At 70.4% G+C, this 23044-nt stretch carries 23 protein-coding genes and 1 pseudogene; 12 read left to right on the plus strand and 12 right to left on the minus strand.

Translation table 11 applies throughout. The features are described 5' to 3' along the window. Positions 1–145: 145 nt before the first annotated feature. The 4 genes from ACQEV1_RS28065 to htpG all read left to right on the plus strand — a co-directional run bounded on the left by ACQEV1_RS28065 (position 146) and on the right by htpG (position 5679). Positions 146–646, plus strand: a complete 501-nt coding sequence (locus ACQEV1_RS28065; protein ID WP_433397249.1) for a (2Fe-2S)-binding protein — start codon at positions 146–148, stop codon at positions 644–646. Next, complete coding sequence (locus ACQEV1_RS28070; RefSeq protein ID WP_433397251.1) at positions 643–1617, plus strand: FAD binding domain-containing protein; 975 nt, start codon at positions 643–645, stop codon at positions 1615–1617. The genes ACQEV1_RS28065 and ACQEV1_RS28070 overlap by 4 nt, the downstream gene beginning before the upstream one ends. Beyond that, complete coding sequence (locus ACQEV1_RS28075; protein ID WP_433397253.1) at positions 1614–3638, plus strand: xanthine dehydrogenase family protein molybdopterin-binding subunit; 2025 nt, start codon at positions 1614–1616, stop codon at positions 3636–3638. The genes ACQEV1_RS28070 and ACQEV1_RS28075 overlap by 4 nt, the downstream gene beginning before the upstream one ends. A gap of 109 nt (positions 3639–3747) precedes the next feature. Next, positions 3748–5679: a molecular chaperone HtpG gene (gene htpG / locus ACQEV1_RS28080; protein WP_433397255.1), complete on the plus strand. Its 1932-nt coding sequence runs from the start codon at positions 3748–3750 to the stop codon at positions 5677–5679. Positions 5680–5730: 51 nt separating this feature from the next. On the opposite strand, the gene ACQEV1_RS28085 is transcribed toward htpG, so the two are convergent. The 4 genes from ACQEV1_RS28085 to ACQEV1_RS28100 form a co-directional block, all read right to left on the minus strand. Beyond that, the gene (locus tag ACQEV1_RS28085) at positions 5731–7110 is read right to left on the minus strand and encodes a discoidin domain-containing protein (protein WP_433397257.1); all 1380 of its coding nucleotides are present in this window, start codon (positions 7108–7110) and stop codon (positions 5731–5733) included. Between the two features lie 104 nt (positions 7111–7214). Continuing rightward, the gene (locus ACQEV1_RS28090; protein WP_433397259.1) at positions 7215–8600 is read right to left on the minus strand and encodes a beta-1,3-glucanase family protein; all 1386 of its coding nucleotides are present in this window, start codon (positions 8598–8600) and stop codon (positions 7215–7217) included. Between the two features lie 436 nt (positions 8601–9036). Continuing rightward, complete coding sequence (locus ACQEV1_RS28095) at positions 9037–9234, minus strand: hypothetical protein (RefSeq protein ID WP_433397261.1); 198 nt, start codon at positions 9232–9234, stop codon at positions 9037–9039. A 99-nt stretch (positions 9235–9333) separates the two neighbouring features. After that, on the minus strand, positions 9334–9489 hold the full coding sequence (locus ACQEV1_RS28100) for a hypothetical protein (protein ID WP_433397263.1): 156 nt from the start codon (positions 9487–9489) through the stop codon (positions 9334–9336). Between the two features lie 136 nt (positions 9490–9625). Between ACQEV1_RS28100 and ACQEV1_RS28105 the strand changes: the two genes are divergently transcribed. Then, positions 9626–10690, plus strand: coding sequence for an ADP-ribosylglycohydrolase family protein (locus tag ACQEV1_RS28105; protein WP_433397265.1), 1065 nt, complete (start codon positions 9626–9628; stop codon positions 10688–10690). Positions 10691–10780: 90 nt separating this feature from the next. Here the strand turns inward: ACQEV1_RS28105 and ACQEV1_RS28110 are convergent, their stop codons facing one another. Next, positions 10781–11014, minus strand: coding sequence for a hypothetical protein (locus tag ACQEV1_RS28110; protein ID WP_285634127.1), 234 nt, complete (start codon positions 11012–11014; stop codon positions 10781–10783). A gap of 232 nt (positions 11015–11246) precedes the next feature. Beyond that, positions 11247–12137 carry an intradiol ring-cleavage dioxygenase gene (locus ACQEV1_RS28115; protein ID WP_433397268.1) on the minus strand — a complete coding sequence of 297 codons (891 nt, stop codon included), beginning with the start codon at positions 12135–12137 and terminating at the stop codon, positions 11247–11249. Between the two features lie 103 nt (positions 12138–12240). Between ACQEV1_RS28115 and ACQEV1_RS28120 the strand changes: the two genes are divergently transcribed. The 5 genes from ACQEV1_RS28120 (at position 12241) to ACQEV1_RS28140 (ending at position 16792) form a co-directional block, all read left to right on the plus strand. Further along, positions 12241–13041 carry a class I SAM-dependent methyltransferase gene (locus ACQEV1_RS28120; protein WP_285634133.1) on the plus strand — a complete coding sequence of 267 codons (801 nt, stop codon included), beginning with the start codon at positions 12241–12243 and terminating at the stop codon, positions 13039–13041. A gap of 284 nt (positions 13042–13325) precedes the next feature. Next, a complete protein-coding gene (locus tag ACQEV1_RS28125) occupies positions 13326–14012 on the plus strand; it encodes a hypothetical protein (protein ID WP_433397270.1) in 687 nt (228 codons plus the stop codon). A 104-nt stretch (positions 14013–14116) separates the two neighbouring features. Further along, positions 14117–15337 (plus strand): SGNH/GDSL hydrolase family protein, encoded by a 1221-nt coding sequence (locus ACQEV1_RS28130; RefSeq protein ID WP_433397272.1) that lies wholly within the window; start codon positions 14117–14119, stop codon positions 15335–15337. 160 nt (positions 15338–15497) lie between these two features. After that, entirely contained in the window at positions 15498–15836 is a 339-nt protein-coding gene (locus ACQEV1_RS28135; RefSeq protein ID WP_433397274.1) for a hypothetical protein, read from the plus strand. A 26-nt stretch (positions 15837–15862) separates the two neighbouring features. Next, a complete protein-coding gene (locus ACQEV1_RS28140; protein ID WP_433397275.1) occupies positions 15863–16792 on the plus strand; it encodes a hypothetical protein in 930 nt (309 codons plus the stop codon). 15 nt (positions 16793–16807) lie between these two features. Here the strand turns inward: ACQEV1_RS28140 and ACQEV1_RS28145 are convergent, their stop codons facing one another. After that, positions 16808–17815 (minus strand): NlpC/P60 family protein, encoded by a 1008-nt coding sequence (locus tag ACQEV1_RS28145; protein ID WP_433397277.1) that lies wholly within the window; start codon positions 17813–17815, stop codon positions 16808–16810. An 89-nt stretch (positions 17816–17904) separates the two neighbouring features. Between ACQEV1_RS28145 and ACQEV1_RS28150 the strand changes: the two genes are divergently transcribed. Next, positions 17905–18378, plus strand: a complete 474-nt coding sequence (locus tag ACQEV1_RS28150; protein WP_285634149.1) for a MarR family transcriptional regulator — start codon at positions 17905–17907, stop codon at positions 18376–18378. Next, entirely contained in the window at positions 18375–19616 is a 1242-nt protein-coding gene (locus ACQEV1_RS28155; RefSeq protein WP_433397280.1) for an epoxide hydrolase family protein, read from the plus strand. Before ACQEV1_RS28150 ends, ACQEV1_RS28155 begins: the two co-directional genes overlap by 4 nt. Positions 19617–19646: 30 nt before the next feature. Here ACQEV1_RS28155 and ACQEV1_RS28160 read toward each other — a convergent pair. The 5 genes and pseudogenes from ACQEV1_RS28160 to ACQEV1_RS28180 all read right to left on the minus strand — a co-directional run bounded on the left by ACQEV1_RS28160 (position 19647) and on the right by ACQEV1_RS28180 (position 22978). Further along, positions 19647–20767, minus strand: a pseudogene (locus tag ACQEV1_RS28160) (IS630 family transposase). A gap of 156 nt (positions 20768–20923) precedes the next feature. After that, the gene (locus ACQEV1_RS28165; RefSeq protein WP_433397282.1) at positions 20924–21346 is read right to left on the minus strand and encodes a putative quinol monooxygenase; all 423 of its coding nucleotides are present in this window, start codon (positions 21344–21346) and stop codon (positions 20924–20926) included. Between the two features lie 18 nt (positions 21347–21364). Continuing rightward, entirely contained in the window at positions 21365–21682 is a 318-nt protein-coding gene (locus tag ACQEV1_RS28170) for a zinc-binding dehydrogenase (RefSeq protein ID WP_433397284.1), read from the minus strand. Positions 21683–21737: 55 nt separating this feature from the next. Further along, positions 21738–22082: an alcohol dehydrogenase catalytic domain-containing protein gene (locus tag ACQEV1_RS28175; protein ID WP_433397286.1), complete on the minus strand. Its 345-nt coding sequence runs from the start codon at positions 22080–22082 to the stop codon at positions 21738–21740. Between the two features lie 8 nt (positions 22083–22090). After that, positions 22091–22978 carry an aldo/keto reductase gene (locus ACQEV1_RS28180; protein WP_433397288.1) on the minus strand — a complete coding sequence of 296 codons (888 nt, stop codon included), beginning with the start codon at positions 22976–22978 and terminating at the stop codon, positions 22091–22093. Positions 22979–23044 lie beyond the last annotated feature (66 nt).

A 23044-nucleotide genomic window follows, 5' to 3' on the forward strand; every position in this document is an offset into this window, starting at 1 on the left:
CCAGGAAAGCCGGTCACGCGCCGAACCAGCATTGGGCAAAGACGCGGGCGGCGCGTCGCGGCGGCCCACCGCGGAGCCCGAATCTTTCCGATCACCCCCATCGCCCTGGTGGTTAGTGCGCCGGGGCGCGGGTAGGCCGCCGCCCATGGCGGAGATGACACTGCGAGTCAACGGATCGGTACGGGAACTCGACGTCGATCCCCGCACCTCGTTGCTCGACCTGCTCCGTGAGCGTCTGGGGCTGACCGGTACGAAGAAGGGGTGCGACCACGGGCAGTGCGGCGCCTGCACCGTGCTGCTCGACGGGAGGCGGGCCAACGCGTGTCTCGCGCTCGCGGTCGCCTGCGACGGGTCGGAGGTCACCACCGTCGAGGGACTCGGCGGTGCCGCGGACGGCGACGAGCCCCATCCCCTCCAGACCGCCTTCGTCGAGCGGGACGCCTTCCAGTGCGGTTACTGCACGCCCGGCCAGCTCTGCTCGGCCGCCGGCATGCTCGCCGAGCGCGGGCCGAGCGCGGTCACCGACGACCTCACCGACGATCCGCCGCTGACGCCGGAGGAGATCCGGGAGCGCATGAGCGGCAACCTGTGCCGCTGCGGCGCGTACGTCAACATCGTCGCCGCGATCCAGGAGGCGGCCCGGTGAAGCTCTTCGAGTACGCACGCGCCGCCGACGCGCGGGAGGCCCTGGAACGGTTCCGGCCCGGCACGATGTACCTCGGCGGTGGCACCAACCTCGTCGACCTGATGCGGCTCGGCGTCGCCCGGCCGGACTTTCTCGTCGACGTCACGCGCCTGCCGTACGACACGATCGACGCCGACGGCGACGGGCTGCGCATCGGCGCCGCCGTGCGCAACAGCGACCTGGCCGCGCATCCGGCGGTCCGTGAGCGCTATCCGATGCTGGCCCGGGCCGTACTCAGCGGCGCCTCAGGCCAGGTGCGCAACATGGCGACGACCGCCGGCAACCTGCTGCAGCGCACCCGCTGCCCGTACTTCCAGGACGTCTCGCGGCCGTGCAACAAGCGCCGGCCCGCCTCGGGGTGCCCGGCGATCCCCGGCGACCACGAGAACCTGGCGATCCTCGGGCACTCCGAGCACTGCGTGGCGACCCATCCGTCCGACATGGCGGTGGCGCTCGCCGCGCTCGGCGCGCAGGTGCACGTCACCGGCCCCGCCGGCGACCGGGTCGTGCCGATCCCGGGCCTGCACCGGCTCCCCGGCGCCGAGCCGGAACGCGACACCGTCCTGACGCCCGGCGAGCTGATCACGGCGATCACGCTGCCTCCGCCGCCTCCGGGCCGCTCCCACTACCGGAAGGTGCGTGAGCGCGCGTCGTTCGCCTTCGCTCTCGTCTCGGTCGCCGCGGTGCTGGACGTCGACGAGGCGAGTGACACCGTACGCGACTGCCGGATCGCGCTCGGCGGCGTCGCCCACGTGCCGTGGCGGGCCGAACGCGCCGAGGCGGCGCTGCGGGGCGCTCCGGCGACCGAAGAGGAGTTCGTCCGGGCCGCCGAGGCCGAGCTGGCCGAGGCCCGGCCGCTGCCACGGAACGCCTACAAGGTGCCGCTCGCCCGCAACCTGATCGTCCGGACCCTCCAGGAGCTGATCCCGTGAACCGCGTCGAGGGACGCGACAAGGTCACCGGCCGGGCGCGGTACGCGTTCGAGTACCCGGCCGAGGACGTCGCGTACGTCCACCCCGTCCAGGCGTCGGTGACCCGCGGGCGGATCCTCTCGGTCGACGCCACCGACGCCCTCGCGACACCGGGGGTGCTGGCCGTGCTGTCCTGCGCGGAGCCGCCCGCGCTCGGCTCGCGGGAGGACGCCGAGCTCGCGCTGTTCCAGAGCGACCAGGTGGCCTACCGCGGGCAGCTCGTCGCGGCGGTCGTCGCGCGCACGCCGGAGACGGCACGGGAGGCGGCCGAACACGGGGTGCGGATCGGCTACGACGCCGAGCCGCACGACGTGCTGCTGCGGGCGGACCATCCCGGCCTCTACACCCCGGAGAAGGTCAACCCGGGGATGCCGGCCGAGACCCGGCGGGGCGACGTCGAGGCCGGGTTCGCCGAGGCGGCGGTCACCGTCGACGCGACCTACACGACGCCCACATTGCACAACAACCCGATGGAACCGCACGCCACGATGGCCGTCTGGGAGGAGAACGGCGACCTGACGCTGTACGACTCGACCCAGGGCGCCGCCGACGACCGCGACACGATCGCGGAGGTGCTCGGCCTGCCGCCGGAGCGGGTGCGGGTGGTCGCGCCGCACGTCGGGGGCGGCTTCGGGTCCAAGGGCACCACGCGCCCGAACGCCATCCTCGCGGCGCTCGCGGCGCGGGCCGCCGGGCGCCCGGTGAAGCTGGCGCTGACCCGGCAGCAGATGTACGACCTCACGGGTTACCGTACGCCCACCATCCAGCGCGTCCGGCTCGGCGCGGACGCCGAGGGGCGGCTGACCGCGATCAGCCACGAGGCCGTCGAACAGTCCTCGACGCTCATGGAGTTCGCCGAGCAGACCGCGGCCCCGACGCGGGTCATGTACGCGGCGCCGAACCGCCGGACGACCCACCGGCTCGTGCGCCTCGACGTGCCCACGCCGTCGTGGATGCGCGCGCCGGGCGAGTGTCCCGGGATGTTCGCGCTGGAGTCGGCCATGGACGAACTGGCGGTCGCCGCCGGCATCGACCCGATCCAGCTGCGGATACGCAACGAGCCCGACGTCGACCCGGAGAACGACCTGCCGTTCAGCTCCCGCAACCTGGTCGCCTGCCTGCGGGAGGGCGCCCGCCGGTTCGGTTGGGAGGGGCGCGACCCCCGGCCCGGCATCCGGCTCGACGGGCGGTGGCTCATCGGTACGGGCGTGGCCGCCTCCACCTATCCCTCCCGGCGGATGGCGTCCACGGCCGACGCGACCGTCGAGGACGGCGACTTCGTCATCCGGATCGCCGCCGCCGACATCGGCACGGGCGCCCGTACGGTGCTGACGCGGATCGCGGCCGAGACCCTGGGCACCGCTCCCGAGCGCGTGCGCGTCGAGGTCGGCGACAGCGCCCTGCCGCGCGCCTCGCTCGCGGGCGGTTCGATGGGGACGGCCTCGTGGGGGTCGGCGGTCGTACGGGCGTGCGAGGCGCTGCTGAAGAACGGTGAGCGCGGCACCGCCGACACCACCGAGGACGTCGAGGGCGACACCGGCTTCTCCCGGCACGCGTTCGGCGCGCAGTTCGCCGAGGTACGGGTCGACCTGGACACCGGCGAGGTCCGCGTGCCCCGGCTGCTCGGCGTGTTCGCCGCCGGGCGGATCCTCGAGCCGAAGCTCGCGCGGTCGCAGTTCGTCGGCGGCATGACGATGGGCATGGGCATGGCCCTGATGGAGCAGACGATCGTGGACGAGCGGGACGGCGGCTTCCTGAACCACGACCTCGCGCAGTACCACGTGGCCGCCTGCGCCGACGTCCAGGACATCGACGCGGTGTGGATCGAGGAGGAGGATCCGCACCTCAACCCGATGGGTGCCAAGGGCATCGGGGAGATCGGCATCGTCGGCACCGCCGCCGCCGTCGCCAACGCCGTCCACCACGCCACCGGACGGCGCGTGCGCGACCTTCCGATCACCCCGCCGAAACTGGTCGGCTGACGCGGGAACGAGTCCGATCTCGATACGCTGAGTCCTTGCCTTTGGACGGTGCCGCGCGGCCGGTCGCGCGGGCCGGAGACGAGTTGACGCAGGGAGCAGGAGTACCCCAATGAGCGCGCCGACGCAGCAGGAGAGGTTCAGTTTTCAGGCCGAGGTCGTCCAGCTTCTCGACCTGATGATCCACTCGCTGTACAGCAACAAGGAGATCTTCCTGCGGGAGCTGATCTCCAACGCATCCGACGCGATCGACCGGTTGCGGTTCGCGCAGCTGACCGAGCCCGGCCTCGACGAGGACGAGGAAGAGCTGCGGATCCATGTCGCCTTCGACAAGGACGCGCGCACGATCACCATCACCGACAACGGCATCGGCATGAGCCGGCAGGAGGTGATGGACAACATCGGCACCATCGCCAAGTCCGGCACCCGGGAGTTCTTCCAGGCGCTGACCGGTGACCAGCGCAAGGACGCGACGCTCATCGGCCAGTTCGGCGTCGGCTTCTACTCCTCCTTCATCGTGGCCGACCGGGTGACGCTGACCACCCGCCGCGCCGGGCTGTCCGCCGAGGAGGGTGTGCGCTGGGAGTCCGACGGCCGCGGGGAGTACGCCCTGGAGACCGTCGAGCGGCCACGGCGCGGCACCGAACTCGTCCTGCACCTGCGTGAGGGCGAGGACGACCTGCTGAACCACCACCGGTTGCTCACGATCATCCAGAAGTACTCCGACCACATCAGCCTGCCGATCGTGATGCCGCAGGACGGCGGCGACGACGCCGGCGAGGACACCGTGGTCAACCGCGGCTCCGCGCTGTGGGCGCGCCCGAAGAGCGAGATCGACGACGCCGACTACAACGAGTTCTACAAGCACGTCGCGCACGACTTCGCCGACCCGCTCGCCCATCTGCACAGCAAGATGGAGGGCACCTACGAGTACACCCTGCTGCTGTTCATCCCGGCGACCGCGCCGTTCGACCTGTGGATGCCCGAGGCCCGGCACGGCGTGAAGCTGCACGTCCAGCGGGTGTTCATCATGGACGACACGGGCCAGCTGATGCCGAACTACCTGCGGTTCGTCCGCGGGGTCATCGACTCGGCCGACCTGCCGCTCAACGTCTCCCGCGAGATCCTCCAGAGCAGCCGGGTGGTCGACAACATCCGCTCCAGCGCGGTCAAGAAGGTCCTGCGGCTGCTGAAGGACCTGGCCGAGAAGGAGCCGGAGAAGTACGCCAGGTTCTGGCGCGAGTTCGGCGACGTCCTGAAGGAGGGCGTGGCCGAGGACTTCTCCAACCGCGACGAGATCGCCAAACTGCTGCGGTTCACGACGACGAAGTCCGCGACCGACGAGCCCGACACCTCCCTCAGCGACTACGTCGGGCGGATGAAGGAGGGCCAGGACAAGATCTACTACCTGATCGCCCCGACGCCCGCCGCGGCCAAGAGCAGCCCGCACCTGGAGATCTTCCGCAAGAAGGGCATCGAGGTGCTGCTGCTGGGTCAGGCCATCGACAACTGGCTGGTGACGAGCCTGCCCGACTTCGAGGGCAAGCGGCTCCAGTCGGTCGCCCAGGGCGTCTCCGACCTCGGCGAGATGGAGGACGAGGCCGAGAAGGAGGCGGGTGAGAAGGCCGGCACCGAGCTCAGCGGCCTGATCGAGCGGGTGAAGAAGGCCCTCGGCGACAAGGTGGCCGACGTGCGCACCACCAACCGCCTCACCACCTCGCCGGCCTGCATCGTCGCCGACGAGCCGGACCTCGAGCTGAACCTCATGCGCCGCATGCAGGGTTCGGGGATGCCGAGCCGGCCGATCCTGGAGATCAACCCCGAGCACCCCCTCGTACGCCGGCTCGACCGGGAGGGCGACGAACAGCGCCTCAGCGACTGGGCGCACGTCCTCTACAGCCAGTCGGTGCTGACGCTCGGCGCCCGCATCGAGGACCCGGCGGAGTTCGTCGAGCGGCTCAACGGCCTGCTCATGACGCTCGCGGACGGCACCGAGGCGGACGCCGAGAACGCGGACGCCGACGGGGGCTCGGGCGAGGAGTGACCGGCGTGGGCCGGGGCGCCCGACGGTGTCCCGGCCCACCCGCTCCCCCTGTCAGGTCCCGAAGACCTGGAACTCCCACAGCGAGTAGCCGTACGGCGTGCCGCGCTGCGTGCCGTACATCCGCACGTACCGGCCCGAGCCGGAGACGCTCAGGTCCTGCACTCCCCCGGTGCCGCTGGTCGTCGAGTAGACCGTCGTCCAGCTCGTGCCGTCACTGGACGTCTGAAGCTGGAACGCCTTGCCGTAGGCGGCCTCCCAGTTCAGCACGACGTGGCTGAGCTGATGCACCGCGCCGAGGTCCACCTGAAGCCACTGCGGGTCGCTGAACGCGCTGGACCAGCGGGAACCCGTGTCGCCGTCCGTGGCGTTGGCCGCGGCGGTGCCGGGCGCCTCGGTGGACGAGGCGGTCGTCGAGTGCCCCTGCGACAGGTTCGTCCCCGTGCCACCGCCGCCGCCCGGCGCCTTGTTGTAGACCGCGACGTAGTCGATGTTGAGCGAGGCGCCGGACACGGTCGAGGAGTTGGGCCCGCCGCCGAACGCGTCGGGGAACCCGCCGCCCATCGCCAGGTCGAAGATGATGAAGAACGGGTGATCGACGGCGTTCGCCCAGGTGGTGGCGTCCACGCGGTTGGCGGCCAACGTGAAGTAGTTGGTGCCGTCGAGGTACCAGCGGATCTGCTCCGGCGAGACCGACCGGTCGATCTGCACGGCGTAGGTGTGGTAGCCGGTCTGGCAGCCCGGGCAGGCGTGCTCGCCGCTGCCGATGCCGGTGGACTCGTTGCAGGGCCCGCCGGGGTTCGTGCCGCAGTGCAGGGTGCCGAACACCGAGCTGCGGCCGTTGATGTCCTCCAGGATGTCGACCTCGCCGGAGGTCGGCCACGGCGTGCCGCTGCGCAGCGTCGAGCCGAGCATCCAGAACGCCGGCCAGTAGCCGGCCCCGTTGGCGGTGGTCACGTTGGGCTGCTGGATCGACGCCTGCATCATGACGACGCCGCCGGCGGGCGCGCCGAACGTCGCGGCCTGCGTCTCGACCCGCCCGGAGGTCCAGCCGGCGCGCGGGTCCGAGCCCGAGTGGAGCGCCTTGAGGACGAGATGTCCCGCGCCGTCCTGGTAGACGTTCGCGGTGCTGTTGGTCATCGTCTCGATCTCACCGGTGCCGAAACCGCTGCCGGGACCGGTGTCGTACTTCCACGTGCCGGTGTTCAGGCCGGTGCCGGCCGCGCCGGTGAAGTCGTCGCTCCACGTGGTGGTGAACCCGGCGGGCGGGGCCGGCACCGCGGCGGGCCGCACGGGAGCCGCCCCGGCGGGCGCGCTCGCGGCGACGGTGGCGGGCGTGAACACGCCGACGGCGAGGATGAGGGCGCCGGCTCCCACCTTGAGCCGGTGCGCCCACGAGGCGCGGAGGTGCCTGTCTTGCCGGTCGAACAACACGATGTGCTCCTTTGCGGGGGCCGTACAGACCCACCCGTACGGCCCCCTGTGGAGAGGGTGACGGTCGATGGGGCGATGGAGCTCTCAGGCGTGGTTCGAGTGGTTCACCATCCGACGGCGACGAGGAGGTACTGCGGGTCGCCGTGGGAGATGAACGAGGACTGGCCGGCGACGTCGTCGTAGGGGAAGCCGTAGGCCAGGTGGTTGATCGCGTGGTCGTGCCAGAACTTGGCGTAGTAGTTGGCCGGCGCGGCCTTGTAGTACTGGCTCGGGTCCGACTGCTGCGACTGCCCGGCGACGTGCCGGTTGAGCGCGGCGCACATGTTCGGGTTGCCGGCGAGCGAGCCCGCGCATCCGAAGACGTTGGACGTGGGTTCGTTCACGCCGTTCGCCTGGGCGTAACTCGTGAAGTAGTTCGCGTACTGCCCGCCCGTCCGGAACGCGCTGTCGCTGCCGGGCGCCGGGATGTAGTACGGCGCCTGTACCGTCGCGAGGTGCTTGAACTCGGTCGGGACCTCGTTCTGGAACCGCTGGAACGTCGCCGACCGGTCCTCGGCGAACGTCGCCTGGTCCTCGCCGACCTGCGTGTCGTACCCGTCGTGGGCGTGCAGCCGCAGCGCCAGCTTCAGGCCGAACCCGTCGACGCGTGTCGTGTTGCCGTTGAAGACGTCCGGCCCGACGGTGAACTCGATGAAGTCCCGGTACTGGCTGTCCGGTGAGCCGAGGTAGAAGTACATCCGGCCCGCGGAGTTGGCGGGCATGTCGAAGTAGGGCTGCTCGGCGATCGAGTGCGTCTGCCCGTTGAAGCTCCAGTAGACCTGGCTGTCGGGGTAGTGGCCGTTCGTCCGGTTGAGGATCTTCAGCTCGAGGACGTTGTGCGCGGCCGGGATGCCACTGGTGTCGCCCCAGAACGAGTCCGGCGGCGGCGTCGTGGTGCTCCCGGAGTAGACCGCGAACTCCCACAGCGAGTAGCCGTACTGGGTGCTGCGCGTGGTGCCGTACATCCGGATGTATCGGCCGGTGCCGCTGACGCTCAGCGTCTGGGTGCCGCCGGTGCCGGTCGTGGTGCTGTAGACGGTGGTCCAGGTGGACGCGTTGTCGGAGACCTGGATCTGGAAGGCCTTGGCGTAGGCCGTCTCCCAGTTGAGCGTGACCTGGCAGATCTGCTGGGAGGAGCCGAGGTCCACCTGGAGCCACTGCGGGTCGCTGAAGGCGCTGGACCAGCGGGTTCCGGTGTTGCCGTCCACGGCGGCCGACGCGGGGGTACCGGAGTTCTCCGTGGAGGAGGCGGTCGCCGGCCGGTTCAGCGCGACGTTGCTCCCGCCGCACGCGGCGGCCTTCGGAGTGCCGCCGGACAGCGCCTGGGCGCCGGCCGTGAGCGGGGCGCCGGCCACGAGGGAGCCGACGAGAAGCATGATCGCGGCGGACGCGATCGCCATGAGGTGGGCGGGCGCGCGACGGCGCGCCGGGGGGCGGAGGGTAAGTCGCACGTGGCGTCTCCCTTTCTGGGGTAGGGAGGTGAGACGCGCGGCTCCGGCGGTGGCGGCCGCCGGAGCCGCGATTCGGCGGATGAGCTCGCCGGATCGTCCGGGCGGGTTCGGGGGTGCTGCTGAGAGCGCTCTCACGGCAGACGGTGGCCGTCTTTCCGGCTCCCGTCAAGAGAGTCAAGTCATAACGTTTGGGTAACGGCCAGCGGGAACTCACTCGCCCTGTCGCCGGACATATGCCCTGGCCAGGGTATTTGTTGTTCCACACCCCATTACTCCGCCGAAACGCCACGGAAATATTTCTGGCGGCGGAGACTCCGGCCCATGATCACCGGCGCGGGCCGACAGGCCCGTGCCCTCACGCTCCAGTCGACCGCGCTCGCGATCGCGCGATGCGGGCCCCAGCCCGGATTACCAGGAGCCTCGTCTCGTCCCGGGATCAGGAGTCGGGCCGCGTCTTCACCATGGGCAGGAGGCCGGCGGGTGACGTATGACGCTCCGCCCCGAAGGCGGCCGGAAGCCGCCCGTGAAGGAAACCGGCGAAACCCGTGATCACGACCTCCCAGGTCGCCGTGTCCTGGTCGGCCGCCTCAGGGACCATGTCGTAGCTGTCGGGAAACGCCGGCGTGCCGGCCATGCCGGCCAGCGTGGAACACGCGGTTTCCGCCGGGGTCCCACGTACGCGAGCGAACCAGGATGTGCTGGACGATCCAGCCCTCCTTTTCGGCCGGCTTCTTCAGACGCGGGACACCAGTTCCCGCTGGGCGTGCCGCCGGCGGACCGAGGCCGTACGGTGGGCGCACGCGCCGCCCGGCGCGGCCTCGCACCGGCGGGGCTCGGCGGCCACCGCCGCACTCCAGAGCCGGGCCCGCCCGCCCTGGTCGTGAGCCACGCGACCCCGTCGGACCACGCCCCTCGCCCGCCTTCGCGCCACTCTCGCCGACGACCAGGCGCCAGGGTCTGTCTCGAAGTCCCCCGTCCGCCGCCGCAGGACAGCGGCGCATCGAGACAGGCTCTAGGCTGCGATCATGATCGTCAATCGGCGTGCGGTCCTCGACAGCGTGATGGGGTTGTCGCTCGGGGACGCGTTCGGTCAGCGGTGGTTCTTCCGGTCCGGTGCGGAGGCCCGGCGGGAGATCACCGCGCGGCGTCTTCCCGATCTCCGGGGGCCCGATCAGCGCCTGGGGCCAGGCCAGGTGTGGCACTGGACCGACGACACCGCGATGGCTCTCAGCGTCGTACGTGTGCTCCTGCGGGACGGGGAGATCGTCGAGGAGCGGCTGGCCCGTGCGTTCGCGGACACCTACGCCGCCGATTCGGGCCGCGGGTACGGCGCCGGGATGCACGAACTGCTGCCCGTGCTGGGAGCGGAGCCGGGCACGTGGCGGACGGCGGCGCGGGCGCTGTTCGACGGTCAGGGCAGTCTCGGCAACGGCGCGGCGATGAGGGTCGCTCCGCTGGGCGCCTGGTTCGGCCCGGACATCGAGGCCACCGTCGAGCAGGCGACGCGGTCCGCGCACGTGACCCACGCTCATCCCGAGGGCATCGCGGGTGCCGTCGCGGTGGCCGTGGCGGCGGCCCTCGCCGTGGCGGGCTGGACCGATCACGAGGCCTGGTGGCGGCAGAACATCCTGGGCGCGCCGCTGGAAGCCCCGGCCGAGGCCGCGCCGCCGGAAACCTCGGCCGAGGACACGCGGGTGCTCGGGGAGGCGGACCTGCTCCGGGAGGTCGCGGCGTACACGCCCGCCGGGTCGACCCGGGACGGTGTCCTGCGGGCCGCGGACCTGCCGGGCCACACGCCGGCCTGGAAGGCGGCGGACATCCTCGGCAACGGCCGGCGGATCCGCGCCGACGACACGGTGCCGTTCGCCCTGTGGTGCGCGGCCCATCATCTCGGCAGCCTCACCGACGCGCTCTGGACGGCCGCGGAGGGCCTCGGCGACGTGGACACCACCTGTGCGATCACGGGCGGTGTCGTGGCCGCGCGCAACGGGCGCGGCGCCATGGGGCGCGTCGGTCCCGAGGTCGCCCCCGGCGAATGGATCTACGCCGTCGAGATACTGCCGGACTGGGTCCACCGGGAACTCCGCTGACTCGCGTTCACCGGCGGGATGGCCGGGGTCTCGGGCCGGGCCACGAGACCCCGCTGGTCACCGTCGAACGGCGATCACCTGTTCAGACGGTCAGCAGCAGCAACAGCAGCCGCAGCCCCACCAGTAGTAGGTGTACGTATAGGTGTAGCCGCGGTGCCTCCAGCGCCGGTGCCGGTCGACGACCGAGTAGCCGGTGACGGCATGCCGCGGTGTGATGGTGGCGGACTGGGCGCTCGCCGACGCCGCCGTACCGAGGGTCATCACCGTCGCTCCCGCGAGGGCCAGGCCAGAGATCGTTACTCCCATCCGGGGTGCGATTCTCATGGAAGTTACCTCCTTTGGTCGGGCTTACGCGTGACAACCGTTCGGTCACGCCAAGGTCGCATTAACGTACGTATTGCTGCGACTTATCCGACTATGACAGCGTTAATCCGCTGGTAACAACGGTTCCGGCGTCGACGAACATCAATCTTGACGATCGCCTCGCGTGTCTTTTACGGACGTATACCGATACTTCAAAGTGACATTTATTGATCTATAGCCACTTGACCCACGATCACTCCTCCGCGCGCAGGAGGACGATGTCGAACTCCACCTCGCGAAACCGGTCCGGCAGGCCCAGCTCGGCGGCGCGTACGGGATCTTCCACCACGGCGAAGTCGCGTACGAGGTCCGGCTTGACCCCGAAGACCGCGTCGGAGTCCAGGTACGGGCTGTCGGCGGCGAACACGTGCGTGGTCAGCGGCGCGTACCCCGCGGCCCGTACGAGGAAGTGGATGTGGGCGGGGCGGTACGGGTGACGGCCGGTGGCCTCGAGCAGCGCGCCGACGGGGCCGTCGTCGGGGATCGGGTAGTGGCGGGGCATCACCGTACGGAACCAGAACCGGCCGTCGGCCTGTGTCGTGAACAGGCCGCGCAGGTTCGCCGGCGGCACCTCTCCGGGCCGTTGCACGTCGTAGTAGCCCTCCGCGTCGGCCTGCCAGACGTCGACCGTGGCTCCGCCGACCGGCTCGCCGTCGGGCCCGGTGACCCGTCCGGTGACCAGGCAGGGCTCGCCCCGGTGGTCGAGGCAGATGTCCGCGCCGAGGGATCGCGGCGGGGACTCCACGACGTGGAAGGGGCCGAGGACGGTCGACTCGGTCGCGACGCCCTTCGCCCGGTGGTTGATGGTCTCGACCAGCATCGAGACGCCCAGGACGTCGGAGAGCAGCACGAACTCCTGGCGCGCGGCGTCGCACTTGTGCCCGGTCGCGGTGAGGAAGGCGATCGCGGCGCCCCACTCCTCCTCGGTCGGCTCGACGTCCTTGACGAAGTCGTGCAGGTGCCGGACGAGCGAGTCCAGCACCTGCCGCAACCGGGGATCGCGGGTGCCCTCCATGCTGTTCACCACGACCTCGGCCGAACGCTCCTCGCTGAACAGCTCCCCGCGGTCCGCGTCCGAAGTCATGTCAGGCCTCCCGTCGTCGCGATGAGCCGATCCTGGCACGGCCGCGCACGCCGGGCACCCGGGACGCGCGCCGGATGTCGGGGCATCGGCGTACGCTCCCCGCATGACGGACTTCGACACCTACGAACGCGACCTGTGGGCCGGGCGCGCCGATGTGTACGCACGCGGTTTCGCCCGGCTGACCGCGCACAGCGTCGGCCCGCTCCTCGACGCCGCGCGGGTCGGTGCGGGGTCCCGGGTGCTCGACCTGGGCACCGGGCCGGGGATCGTGGCGGCCCAGGCCGTTCACCGCGGCGCGCGGGTGTCGGCGGTGGACGCCGATCCGCTGATGGCCGAGACCGCCGCGCGCGGCGTGCCCGAGGCCGACGTACGCGTGGCGGTCCTGCCCGCGCTGCCGCATGAGGACGAGACGTTCGACGCCGTGGTGGGCAACTTCGTCATCAACCACGTCGGCGATCCCGTGGCGGCGCTCGCCGAGCTGCGCCGGGTGCTGCGGCCGGGCGGCCGCGTCGCGCTGACGTGCTGGACGATGCCGGGCAGCGGAGTCCTGGCCCTCGTGCGCGACGCCATGGAGGAGGTCGGCGTCGCCTGGCCGGACGACGTGCCGCTGAGCCCGTTCATGACATACGGCCGGCCGGACGCGTTCGCCGCCCTGGTCGGCGGCGCGTTCCGCGAGGCACGGGCGGAGGTCCTCGACTGGGACTTCACGTTCGAGCCGGACGAGTGGTGGCGGGACGGGGCGATGGCCCGGGTCGGCTCGAACGCCGTCGTCCTGCTCCGGCAGGACCCGCCGACCATCGCCCGGGTCAAGGAGGCCTATGACCGGCGGCTGACCGGTTACGCCATCGGCGACGGCCGGGTGTCCGTCCCCGCGCACGCACTCCTCGCGCACGGGACCCGCTGACCAGCACCGAAAAGGCCTCAGAGTTCCCACGGTCCCTGACAACGTGGTTTACCGACTGTTCGCGACGGGTTAACCGGCGGGGACTTCATCCACCCTCCGGGGGCGTTCACACTCTGGCGGGGCACCGGAGGCCCGCCATACCGGCCGTCCTCTTCCGGCCATGCGTCTGACCTGCGACGTTCGGTGACCATGGGAGGATTACCGCGATTCGGTGGATATCAGGTTCCCGTTTCGTGACGGGCGCGCGAATAACCCGGACCGCCATTGTGGAGACGGCTTCGCCGGTGCTCGAATTCGCCGTGATCTCCGGCAGCGCGGTGACGGCCACGAACTCCGGCGGCGGGTACGCCCTGAGCGCGAGCAGCACCCAGGGCACCTCGATCCTGTCCACCTCGGACGGCACCGGCAGTGGCTCGGCCATGCTGCTGCGCCAGAACGCCTCCGGCGACGGTTCCAACGCGCTGTACGCCAAGACCTACACGCACACCGGCACCCACTACGGCGTCCAGGGCGTCACCACCTCCCAGGGCGCCGGGGTGGTCGGGCAGGGCTCGTCGGACACCGGGGTGCTGGGGCAGGGCACGGTCGGCGTGGTCGGCCAGGGCACCGCGTACGGCGTCGTGTCCCAGGGCGACGGCCTGGTGTCCGGCGGCAACCTCTACGACGACGGCGGCGTGAGCGGCGTCTGCTCCGTCGCCGCGGGCGCGACGTCCGCGTCGTGTCCGTTCCGTGTCGCGTTCATGGACACCACGGCCAGGCCCGTCGTGGTCGTGACGCCGCAGGGCGACCCGGGGGGCGTCTACTGGGCCGGCGACGCGAGCGCCACCGGCTTCACGCTGAACCTCGCCTCCCCGGCGCCGGACGCGGTCGACTTCGGCTACCACGTCGTCGGCCTGTACACGTCCGCCGCGGCCCGCGCGAAGCTGCCCTCCGCGGCCGCCGCCGCGCGACCCTCACGGGCCCGCCGCTGACCGGGGGCCTTACAACCGGGTCACTCCGATACCCGCGAGTCGATTGACGGCGGACCGCCCGGAACGAGAGACTCCCCGGAAGCTCGGGAGATGGACGGTCGCCTTTGGTCGGGAGGATCACGGTCCGTGGGCCGGTGGCCGCGGCGTGCTGCGTCGCCCTGCTCGTCGTCGGGCCCGCGTCCGTACGGGCGCCCATCCTGACCCGTGAGCGCGGCGGCCCGGTCTGGGTGGGCACGTGGGAGAGTCCGGTCGCCACCGCGACCGCCAACGGCTGCGTCGACTGCACGATCCGCGACGTGGTGCACACGAGCGTCGGCGGCCGCGCGCTGCGCGTTCGGCTCTCCAACGCCTTCGGCACCGCTCCCCTGCGCGTCGGGCACACCACGGTGGCGCTTCCGGCGGGCGGCGGCACGCGGGTGGCGCCGGGCACCCTGCGCCAGGTCAGGTTCCACGGCCACGCCTCCGTCAGCGTCGCCCCCGGCCGTGAGGCCGTCAGCGACCCGGTCCACCTGCGGGTGCCCGCCGCACACGACCTGTTCGTCACGACCTACACGCCCGGGTACGCCACCCCGCTGAGCCTGCACCCGATCGGGCTGCGCCGCTCCCTGGTGGTCAGCGGCACCGACGCGGCGGACGCCGTGGACTCGGGCCTCTTCCCGACCGTCACGCACTCGGGGCACATCGTCTCGGGCGTGGATGTCACCGGCGGTGGCGCGCGGGGGGCGGTCATCGCCCTCGGCGACTCCATCACCGACGGCTACCGCTCGACCGATGGCGCCGACCACCGCTGGACCGACGTCCTCGCCACCCGGCTGGCCCGGGGTCCGCGCCCGCTCGCCGTGCTGAACGCCGGGATCGGCGGCAACCGGATCCTGATCGGCGGAGGCTCACGTGGGGAGCCCGCGCTCCAGCGGCTCGACCGGGACGTCCTCAGCCGCCCCGGCGTGCGCACGGTGATCGTGCTGGAGGGCATCAACGACATCCACCTGGCGCCGCGCCAGCGCGACCCCGCCAGGATCACCGCGGGTCTCGCCGCCATCGCCGCGCGCGCCCACGCCCGCGGCCTGCGCGTCGTCGGCGGCACGCTCACACCGTTCGCGGGCTGCGTGTACTACTCCCCGAGCGAGGAACTCGTGCGGCGGGCGGTCAACACCTGGATCCGCAGGAGCGGAACGTTCGACGCGGTGATCGACTTCGACGCGCTCGTACGCGACCCGGCCGACCCCCGGCGGCTGTTCCCGCCGTACGACTCCGGCGACCACCTGCACCCGAACGACGCCGGCTACGCGGCGATGGGCAACGGCGTGGACCTGGGCGCGCTGTGAGCGGACGTACCAGTACTCACTTAAACGATTTTCGAAGTTCTTACCCGGCCATCTCGGTGCGGCACGGTGGTCCGGATACATGGCAAAGCGGTACCGTTGGTGTGCCTTCATTGGTGCGATGTCAACCGTACGATGTAAGCCGTCCATACAAGGCGGAGCGATGACCGAGAACACAGAGCCCAATCGGTACGTCAATTACGGCAAGTTGTTGACAGCCGCCGAGGGTGCCGCGAATACAGCCCACAGCCTGCGGAGACACACTGACGATCTGGCCGACGGCTGCATATCGGCGGCCGCCGGTCACGAGGCGTTCGACTGGCACAAGACGCTCTTGGCGCTGCACGCGGCCTGCCACCAGGATGTTCACGACCACGCCACCGATATCCACGGCTACTACGACCGGCTGACCGAGACGCACCACAACAGCAAGCACGGCGAACATGGCGCCGAGGGCTACGTCAACCGGCTACGCGGGTCGATGCCCCTCCAGGAGCTCTGAACATGTCCGTCACTTATGGCGATGTCATGAAGGCCGATCCGTCGATGCTCAACAAGAGCGCCGGGGTGTGGAAGGACTGGGCGGACGCTGTTCTGGTCCACGCCGGATATCTGAAGGAACAGGTCGGTCAACACATCGAGAAGCAACACTGGGACGGCCCGCCGGCCGTGCTCGCACGCGGGAAGGTCGACGGCACGCACGCCGGCCTGCTCAACTCAGCCGAAAGGCTGCGCAGCGTCGAGGGGGCACTGATCTCGGCGGGTAAGGCATTCGACGAGGCCAAGAACACACTCGTCGGCCTGACCTCCGAGGCACAAAGCTATGGTCTCGATGTCAACGCCGAGACCGGACGCCTGTCCTACACCGCACCGCCGGTCGGCACGGTCGTGATGGACACACACGGAAAAAAGGCGCTGACCCAGGCCGACGTCACGAACCTCGTCAACGCCGCCCAGGGACACATCAACGACCTTCAGCCGAAGATCAACGCCGCGGTGGAGAAGGCGGGCCGTGCGGATACCGACCTGTCGCAGACGCTGGCCGGACTGGCACCCCCGAGGCGCAGCGACTCCGATCAGCCCTCCGGTGATCCCGGCCCGTACGGAGTGGGCGGCTCTGGTGGACTCGGTCCGTCGGCGAGTGGCGACACCAGCACGCACAGCGCCTCCGCGGGGGAGGCGCAGGCGTACGCCAAGTCCCTCATGGCCCAGTACGGCTGGAGTGAAAGCGACTGGGAATCGCTGGTCAAGCTCTGGAACCAGGAAAGCGGCTGGAACGCCAATGCCGTCAACCCGTCGAGCGGAGCGGCCGGCATCCCGCAGGCACTCGGCCACGGCCACGTGTTCGATCTCGGTGACTACAAGGCACAGATTCAGTGGGGGCTCAACTACATCCGCGACCGATACGGAAGCCCCAACGCCGCATGGGCACATGAGGTTTCGCACAACTGGTACTGATCGCTCCATGACCGGTCAGAGGTACCGCACGGCCCCGGCGTACTCGTCCGCGTACCGGTGCTCGTCCACCTTCACGATCTCCAGCGGGCTCTCCTCGGTCGCGCTGTTGGCGGGCGCGTCGATCTCGTAGCCGTCACCGATGTACATGCCGACGTGGTGGATCGATCCCGCGCCATGGTCGTGGGCGTAGAAGATCAGATCGCCGGGCCGCAGGTCGGACCGGTACACCGGCCGCCCGCCGGCCTTCTGGGCGTCGGAGTCGCGCGGGATCGTGATGCCGTTCAGGTCATAGACGGTGTGGGTGAACCCGGAGCAGTCGAAGCCGAACGACGAGGTGCCCGCCCACAGGTAGTGCAGCCCGGCGAACATCTTCGCGGTGCGGACCAGGTCGGCGCCGGTGGGCCGGGACGCGCCCGCCGAGGTGTCCCCCACCCGCACGTCGCGGGCGGGCAACCAGCGGCCGCCGCGGTCGGGCGTGGCGACGAGCACCGCGGAGCCGGAGCGCGCCAGCACCGGCAGGCGGGTGTCGGACGACAGCTCCGTCTCGCGGTGCCGGCCGGCCGGGTCGGTGGACAGCCACGCGCTCGCGGAGGTCACCGTGGCGACCGGCCGCGACCGCCGGAGGGCGGCGAAGCCCGCGCTCCCGGTCAGCTGGCGCGCGGGCACCCAGCCCGGGTAGCCGAGCGGGTCGCGCGGCGTCGGCTGGCCGGTGACGGCGACGTGCACCCAGTCGCCCCGCCGTTCGAGGATCCGCACGGGCGTGCCGTAGAGCGCCTGGGTCTCCAGCCGGCCGACGAGGGCGGAGCGCTGCGCCAGCGTCATGTCCGCGGTCCACTTCCGGATGTCGGCCGGGTTCGCCACCGCGGGCGCGTCGACGGGCCGGTCGAGGCCGGGGCTCACCCACGCGGTGGCCACCGCGACGTCGACGTACGCCGTGGCCAGCTCGGCCGCGGAAGACGGCGTCGCGGTCAGGACCCCGGACAGTGCGAGCAGCGCGACGAGCGACCGGGAGGGAGTTCTCACATCGACATTCGACCGGGCGTACGGGGCCGATGTCCAGACCCGGAAGATAAGCATTAGAAACTTATTTAAGTTACTGATATAACTGGGCCATGCCCACATCCGAGCCAGAGCTGGACGTCGCCGAGCTGACCGCCGTGATGGAGGACTACACGCGGATGGCGATCCGCCTGCCGTCGGTGCGGCGGCTGAGCTTCACGACCCTGTCGGTGCTGCACACGCTCGCCGGCTGGGGACCGAAGCGGCTCGGCGAGCTGACCGCGAGCGAACAGGTGACGCAGTCGGCGATCACGCAGATCGTGACCCGGCTGGAGCGCGACGGCCTGGTCGAGCGCCGGCCGGACCCGTCGGACGGCCGGGCGGTCCTCGTGCACGCCACCCCGGCGGGCACGGCCGTCGTGACCGGGCGGCGGGCCGAGCGCACGACCCACCTGGCCGAACTCGCCGGCCGGCTCTCGCCGGCCGACCGGGCGGCCATCGCGGCGGCGCTGCCCGCCCTGGCGCGGCTGGTCGCTCTCCACGAGCGACCGGAGGGCACGGCATCCGACCAGGGGGAGAAACCATGACAGAGACGGCCGATCATCGCGAGACGTTCCCGCTGGAGCCGACGCCGATCCACGTGTCCGAGGACGTGCTCGGCGACCTCCGGCGGCGCCTGGAGTCGACGCGTCTGCCGGCCGACGCGGGCAACGACGACTGGTACTACGGCGTCAACGGCGCCTACCTGCGCGAGCTGGTCGACCACTGGCGCACCGGCTACGACTGGCACGCGGCCGAGGCCGCGATCAACGCCTACGAGCACTACCGCGTCGAGGTGGAGGGCGTGCCGGTGCACTTCATGCGGCGGCCCGGGACCGGTCCCCACCCGACGCCCCTGATCCTCACGCACGGCTGGCCCTGGACGTTCTGGCACTGGTCGAAGGTCGTGGATCCGCTCGCCGACCCCGGCGCGTACGGCGGAGACCCCGCCGAGGCGTTCGACGTGATCGTCCCCTCCTTTCCCGGGTTCGGCTTCTCCACCCCGCTGCCGGACCACCCCGACATGAACTTCTGGAAGGTCGCCGACCTGTGGCACGTCCTCATGACGCGGGTGCTCGGCCACGACCGGTACGCCGCCGCCGGCTGTGACGTCGGCGCCCTGGTCACCGGCCAGCTCGGGCACAAGTACGCCGACGAGCTGTACGGCATCCACATCGGCTCCGGGCTCAAGCTCACCCTGTTCAACGGCGACCGCGGCTGGGACCTCAGCGGCGGACGGCCCATTCCCGACGGGCTGCCCGCCGACGTCCACGCCCAGCTCGTCGCGTGGGAGAGGCGGTTCGCCGCCCACCTCGCCGTGCACATGCTCGGCCCGAGCACGCTCGCGCACGGGCTGTCGGACTCGCCCGCCGGGATGCTCGCGTGGATCCTCGAACGCTGGGTGAAGTGGAGCGACAACGGCGGCGACGTCGAACGCGTCTTCACCAAGGACGACCTGCTCACCCACGCCATGATCTTCTGGGTGAACAACGCGATCGGCACCTCTGTCCGCACCTACGCCAACAACAACCGCTACCCGTGGACGCCGTCCCACGACCGGTGGCCGGTCGTCGAGGCGCCCACCGGCATCACGTTCGTCGGGTACGAGAACCCGCCGGGCGTCACCACGGACGAACGGGTCCGGCACTTCCTCGACAGCGATCGCGCGGCTTGGTACAACCACGTCAACCTGACCGCCCACGACCACGGCGGGCACTTCATCCCGTGGGAGCTCCCCGATCAGTGGGTGGACGACCTGCGGCGCACCTTCCGCGGCCGCCGCTAGTGCCGTGACCGCATTGGTTCACCGAGTCGGTCAAGCTGCGATCTTGAGAGGGCGTCCGCCCCAGCGGGTGCCTTTCTCGCTGCGGATGCGGGCACGTTCGCGGCGTTGGGCGGCCAGGACGTCGGGGTGGCGGGCGCGCTGGTTGCGCCAGCGCAGGTAGGCGTGCAGGGCCCGGATCTGGACCGTATGGTTGCGGTGGTTGGAGTTGGCGACGGTGAACTGCCGCAGCGGCCGAAATGGGCCTCGATCGGGTTCGCCCAGGACGCGTAGGTCGGGGTGAAACACAGCTCGACCCGGTTCCTCTTCGCCCAGCGCCGGATGTTGTCGCCCTTGTGAGCGGAGAGGTTGTCCAGAATGACGTAGACCGGGGCGCCGTCCGACCGGGCCGCTCGGATCGACCTCAGCGCGGCCAGGGTGTTCGCGGCGCCCTTCTTGCGACGGTTGACGCTCCAGAGCTTGTCGTTGCCGATGGAGTAGCAGCCGTGGAAGTAGCGGACGCCGTGGGTGCGGTGGTAGCTCGCTGGGTGTCGCTCGGGGTGACCGGCCCGGGCCCAGCACGACCCGCTGGTGGGCCGGATGCCGAGCGGCCCGAACTCGTCGAAGGAGAAGACGCGGTCCGGGAAGCGCTCCAGTACGTGCTCGATGCGGTCGAGCTTGGCGTCGCGGTCGGGGTCGGGCGACTCCTTCCAGGTCTTGGTGCGCTGGAAGGTGATGCCGCGCCGGGCGAGTAGACACCGTAACGCCTCGCGGCCGATCCGGATCACGCGGTCGTGCACGCGGCGTAGGTAGGCGGCGAGTTTGCGGATCGACCAGCGGGTGAAAGGCTGTCCGAGTTTCGTCGGGCGGGTGGTGGCCGTCTGGACGACGAAGTCCTCGTCGTCAGGACTGAGCAGGCGGGGACGGCCTCCCGCCCACTGAGGGTCCAGGCAGGCCAGGCCGATCTCGTTGAACCGGTGGATGACACCCCGAACGGTGTCCTCGTCGGCCTGCACCAGTTGGGCGATCACCGGAACCTGGTTCCCGCCGGCGGAGGCCAGCAGCATCATCGCGCGCCGGAACCGCACCGGACTGGTGCTGCCCCGGCGCACGATCTGCTGCAGCCTCTGCCCCTCCCGGTCGGTCAACCTGCGCACGCGGACAGGCTCGGCCACCGCACCTCCAACGGTCGGAATGAACGTCAGCGCACATCCAACCGTCTTGCCACGGCCCGAGGAATCCTCTGGCGGTCGAAGCCTCCGATCTGGTGTGGCTCGCACTCGCCGGACGGGATACCGATGCACGATGCCGGCGGAATTTCTCGCGTCAGGCTAGTGATCGGCGGTGAAGACCTGCTTGCTCATCAGCACGTCGACCTTCTGCACGTGAGCGGGCACGGCGAGGATGTCGTTCATGCGCTCGACATCGCGGAAGATGTCCCCGCCACCGCCTTCGACATGGGCCTGCAGCCCCGCCAGGTTGGGAAACACTTCGAAAATGGCGAAGGTCGTCGGTGAATGCTGCACCGCGTACCACGGTCCGGTGGCCGGTTCGCCGTCGACGCATCCCAGGATGTCCGCGAGCATGGCGCGCACCTCGTCGGATTTGCCCGGTCGCGCCTCGATGAGGATGTAAAACGCCTTGGTGCCGTCTTCCCCGTCATCACCTGTCATCACCACGCCACGGTGTGGTTCGTTCGTCATCGTGGCCTTGTCAGCGGCGTGTCCGGGGCCGCTGGAACCGAGTCGTGTCATGGGGACCCTCCTCGCTTGTCAATCCTGGAAGTGGTTCGGTGCGAACGCATCCACGCCCGTGAGTCCGGCGGAGACGCGCCACAGCCGGGCAGCGGCATCGGGATCGATGGAATCGACGCCGGTGGGTGCGATCTCCCGGATGCGGTCCGCCAGGCCGTCGTTGCAGGGCGTGGGCGTGGCTCCGAGCGAGCGGACGTAGTCCTGGTTGGCGGGCCCGGCGGTGCCGATGACCTTCGCGCCGCGCGCGCGTGCGAGCTGCACCGCGACGGTGCCGACTGAGCCGGATGCACCGTTGATGAGAACGGTGTGACCCCAGGCCGACGCCGAGCCGGTCAAGGACGCGGGCCGAGGTCTCCGACGAGCCGGTGGCCGCGGTCACCTCCGCCCAGTTTCACGCCGGCGGCTGGCGCGCCCAGGTCGTCAGAAGGACGAAGTCGGAGTTGGCGCCGGATCCGGCCGACTCCGCCAACCCGAACTCCTCGTCGCCGACCTGGACTCCGTCAACTCCCGTACCTACCTCCTCGACCACGTCCGCCGTATCATGCCCGGTGCGATGCGGGAACGTCGTCGGCACCTGCTGGCGACGTTGTCCGGATCGGATCATCATCTCGCCCCGAGGCAGCGACGAGGCCCGCACAGCCACACGGATCTCTCCGCCCCCGGCGTGCAGTTCGGGCGTCTCGACGATTTCCAGGACCTCGGGGCCGCCGTAGCTGGAGAATTGTACGGACCTCATGACGAGCCTCAGGCTTCAGGAATCGGGCGGTCGTAAAAGTCGCCGCGCGGCTCATCCGGGTCGACACCGGTTCGCTTGCCCGTGTCGAGCGCGTCGATCCGGGTCATCTCGTCGTCGTCCAAGGTGAAGTCGAAGACGTTGAGGTTCTCGGCAATCCGGTCGGGGTTGGTCGACTTGGGAATCACCGAACGTCCCTGCTGGATGCCCCAGCGGAGCATGACCTGTGCGGGCGACTTGGCGTGGGTCTCGGCGATGGCTGCAATGGTCGGATCCTGCATCACGTTCTTGCGGTCCTCCCGCCACGGACCTGGGTAGAAAGTGATGCCGCCGATCGGCGACCATGCCTGGGTGAGGATGCCGTGCTCGGCGTCGGCGCTTTGAACGTCGGGCTGCTGGAAGTAGGGGTGCAGCTCGATCTGGTTGACGGCCGGGACCACATCGACCTCCGCGAGGAGTCGCCTGAGGTGGTGGGGGCTGAAGTTGCTCACGCCGATCGCGCGCACTGATCCGTCGGCCAACAGCTTCTCCAGGGCTCGATAGGCCGCAAGAGTGCGGTCGAACTGGCTGGGTCGGGGCTGGTGCAGAATGAACAGATCCAGGTGGTCGATACCGAGCTTGCGGGTCGACTTCTCGAACGCGTGCAGGGTCTCGTCGAACCCGTAGTCGCTCGGGAACACCTTGGTTTCGACAAATACCTCATCCCGGGGGAGTCCAGCTCGGCGCAAGCCGTCTCCGACCTCCTTCTCATTGAAGTACGCGGCGGCCGTATCGACGTGGCGGTAGCCCAGCTCGAGCGCGGTCGCCACCGCATCGGCGGTCTCCTCCGGTGAGCTCTGATAGACGCCCAGGCCCAGAGCCGGGAGGGTGACGCCGTTATTGAGAGTGATCGTTTCCATGTGTCCATTGGACTCTTGTGTGGATTGGTGCGGGAGTGGCTGTTGATCGGGGTACTGGCGCTACCC

The organism is Actinoallomurus sp. CA-142502 (assembly GCF_050936355.1).
GTDB lineage: Bacteria > Actinomycetota > Actinomycetes > Streptosporangiales > Streptosporangiaceae > Actinoallomurus > Actinoallomurus iriomotensis.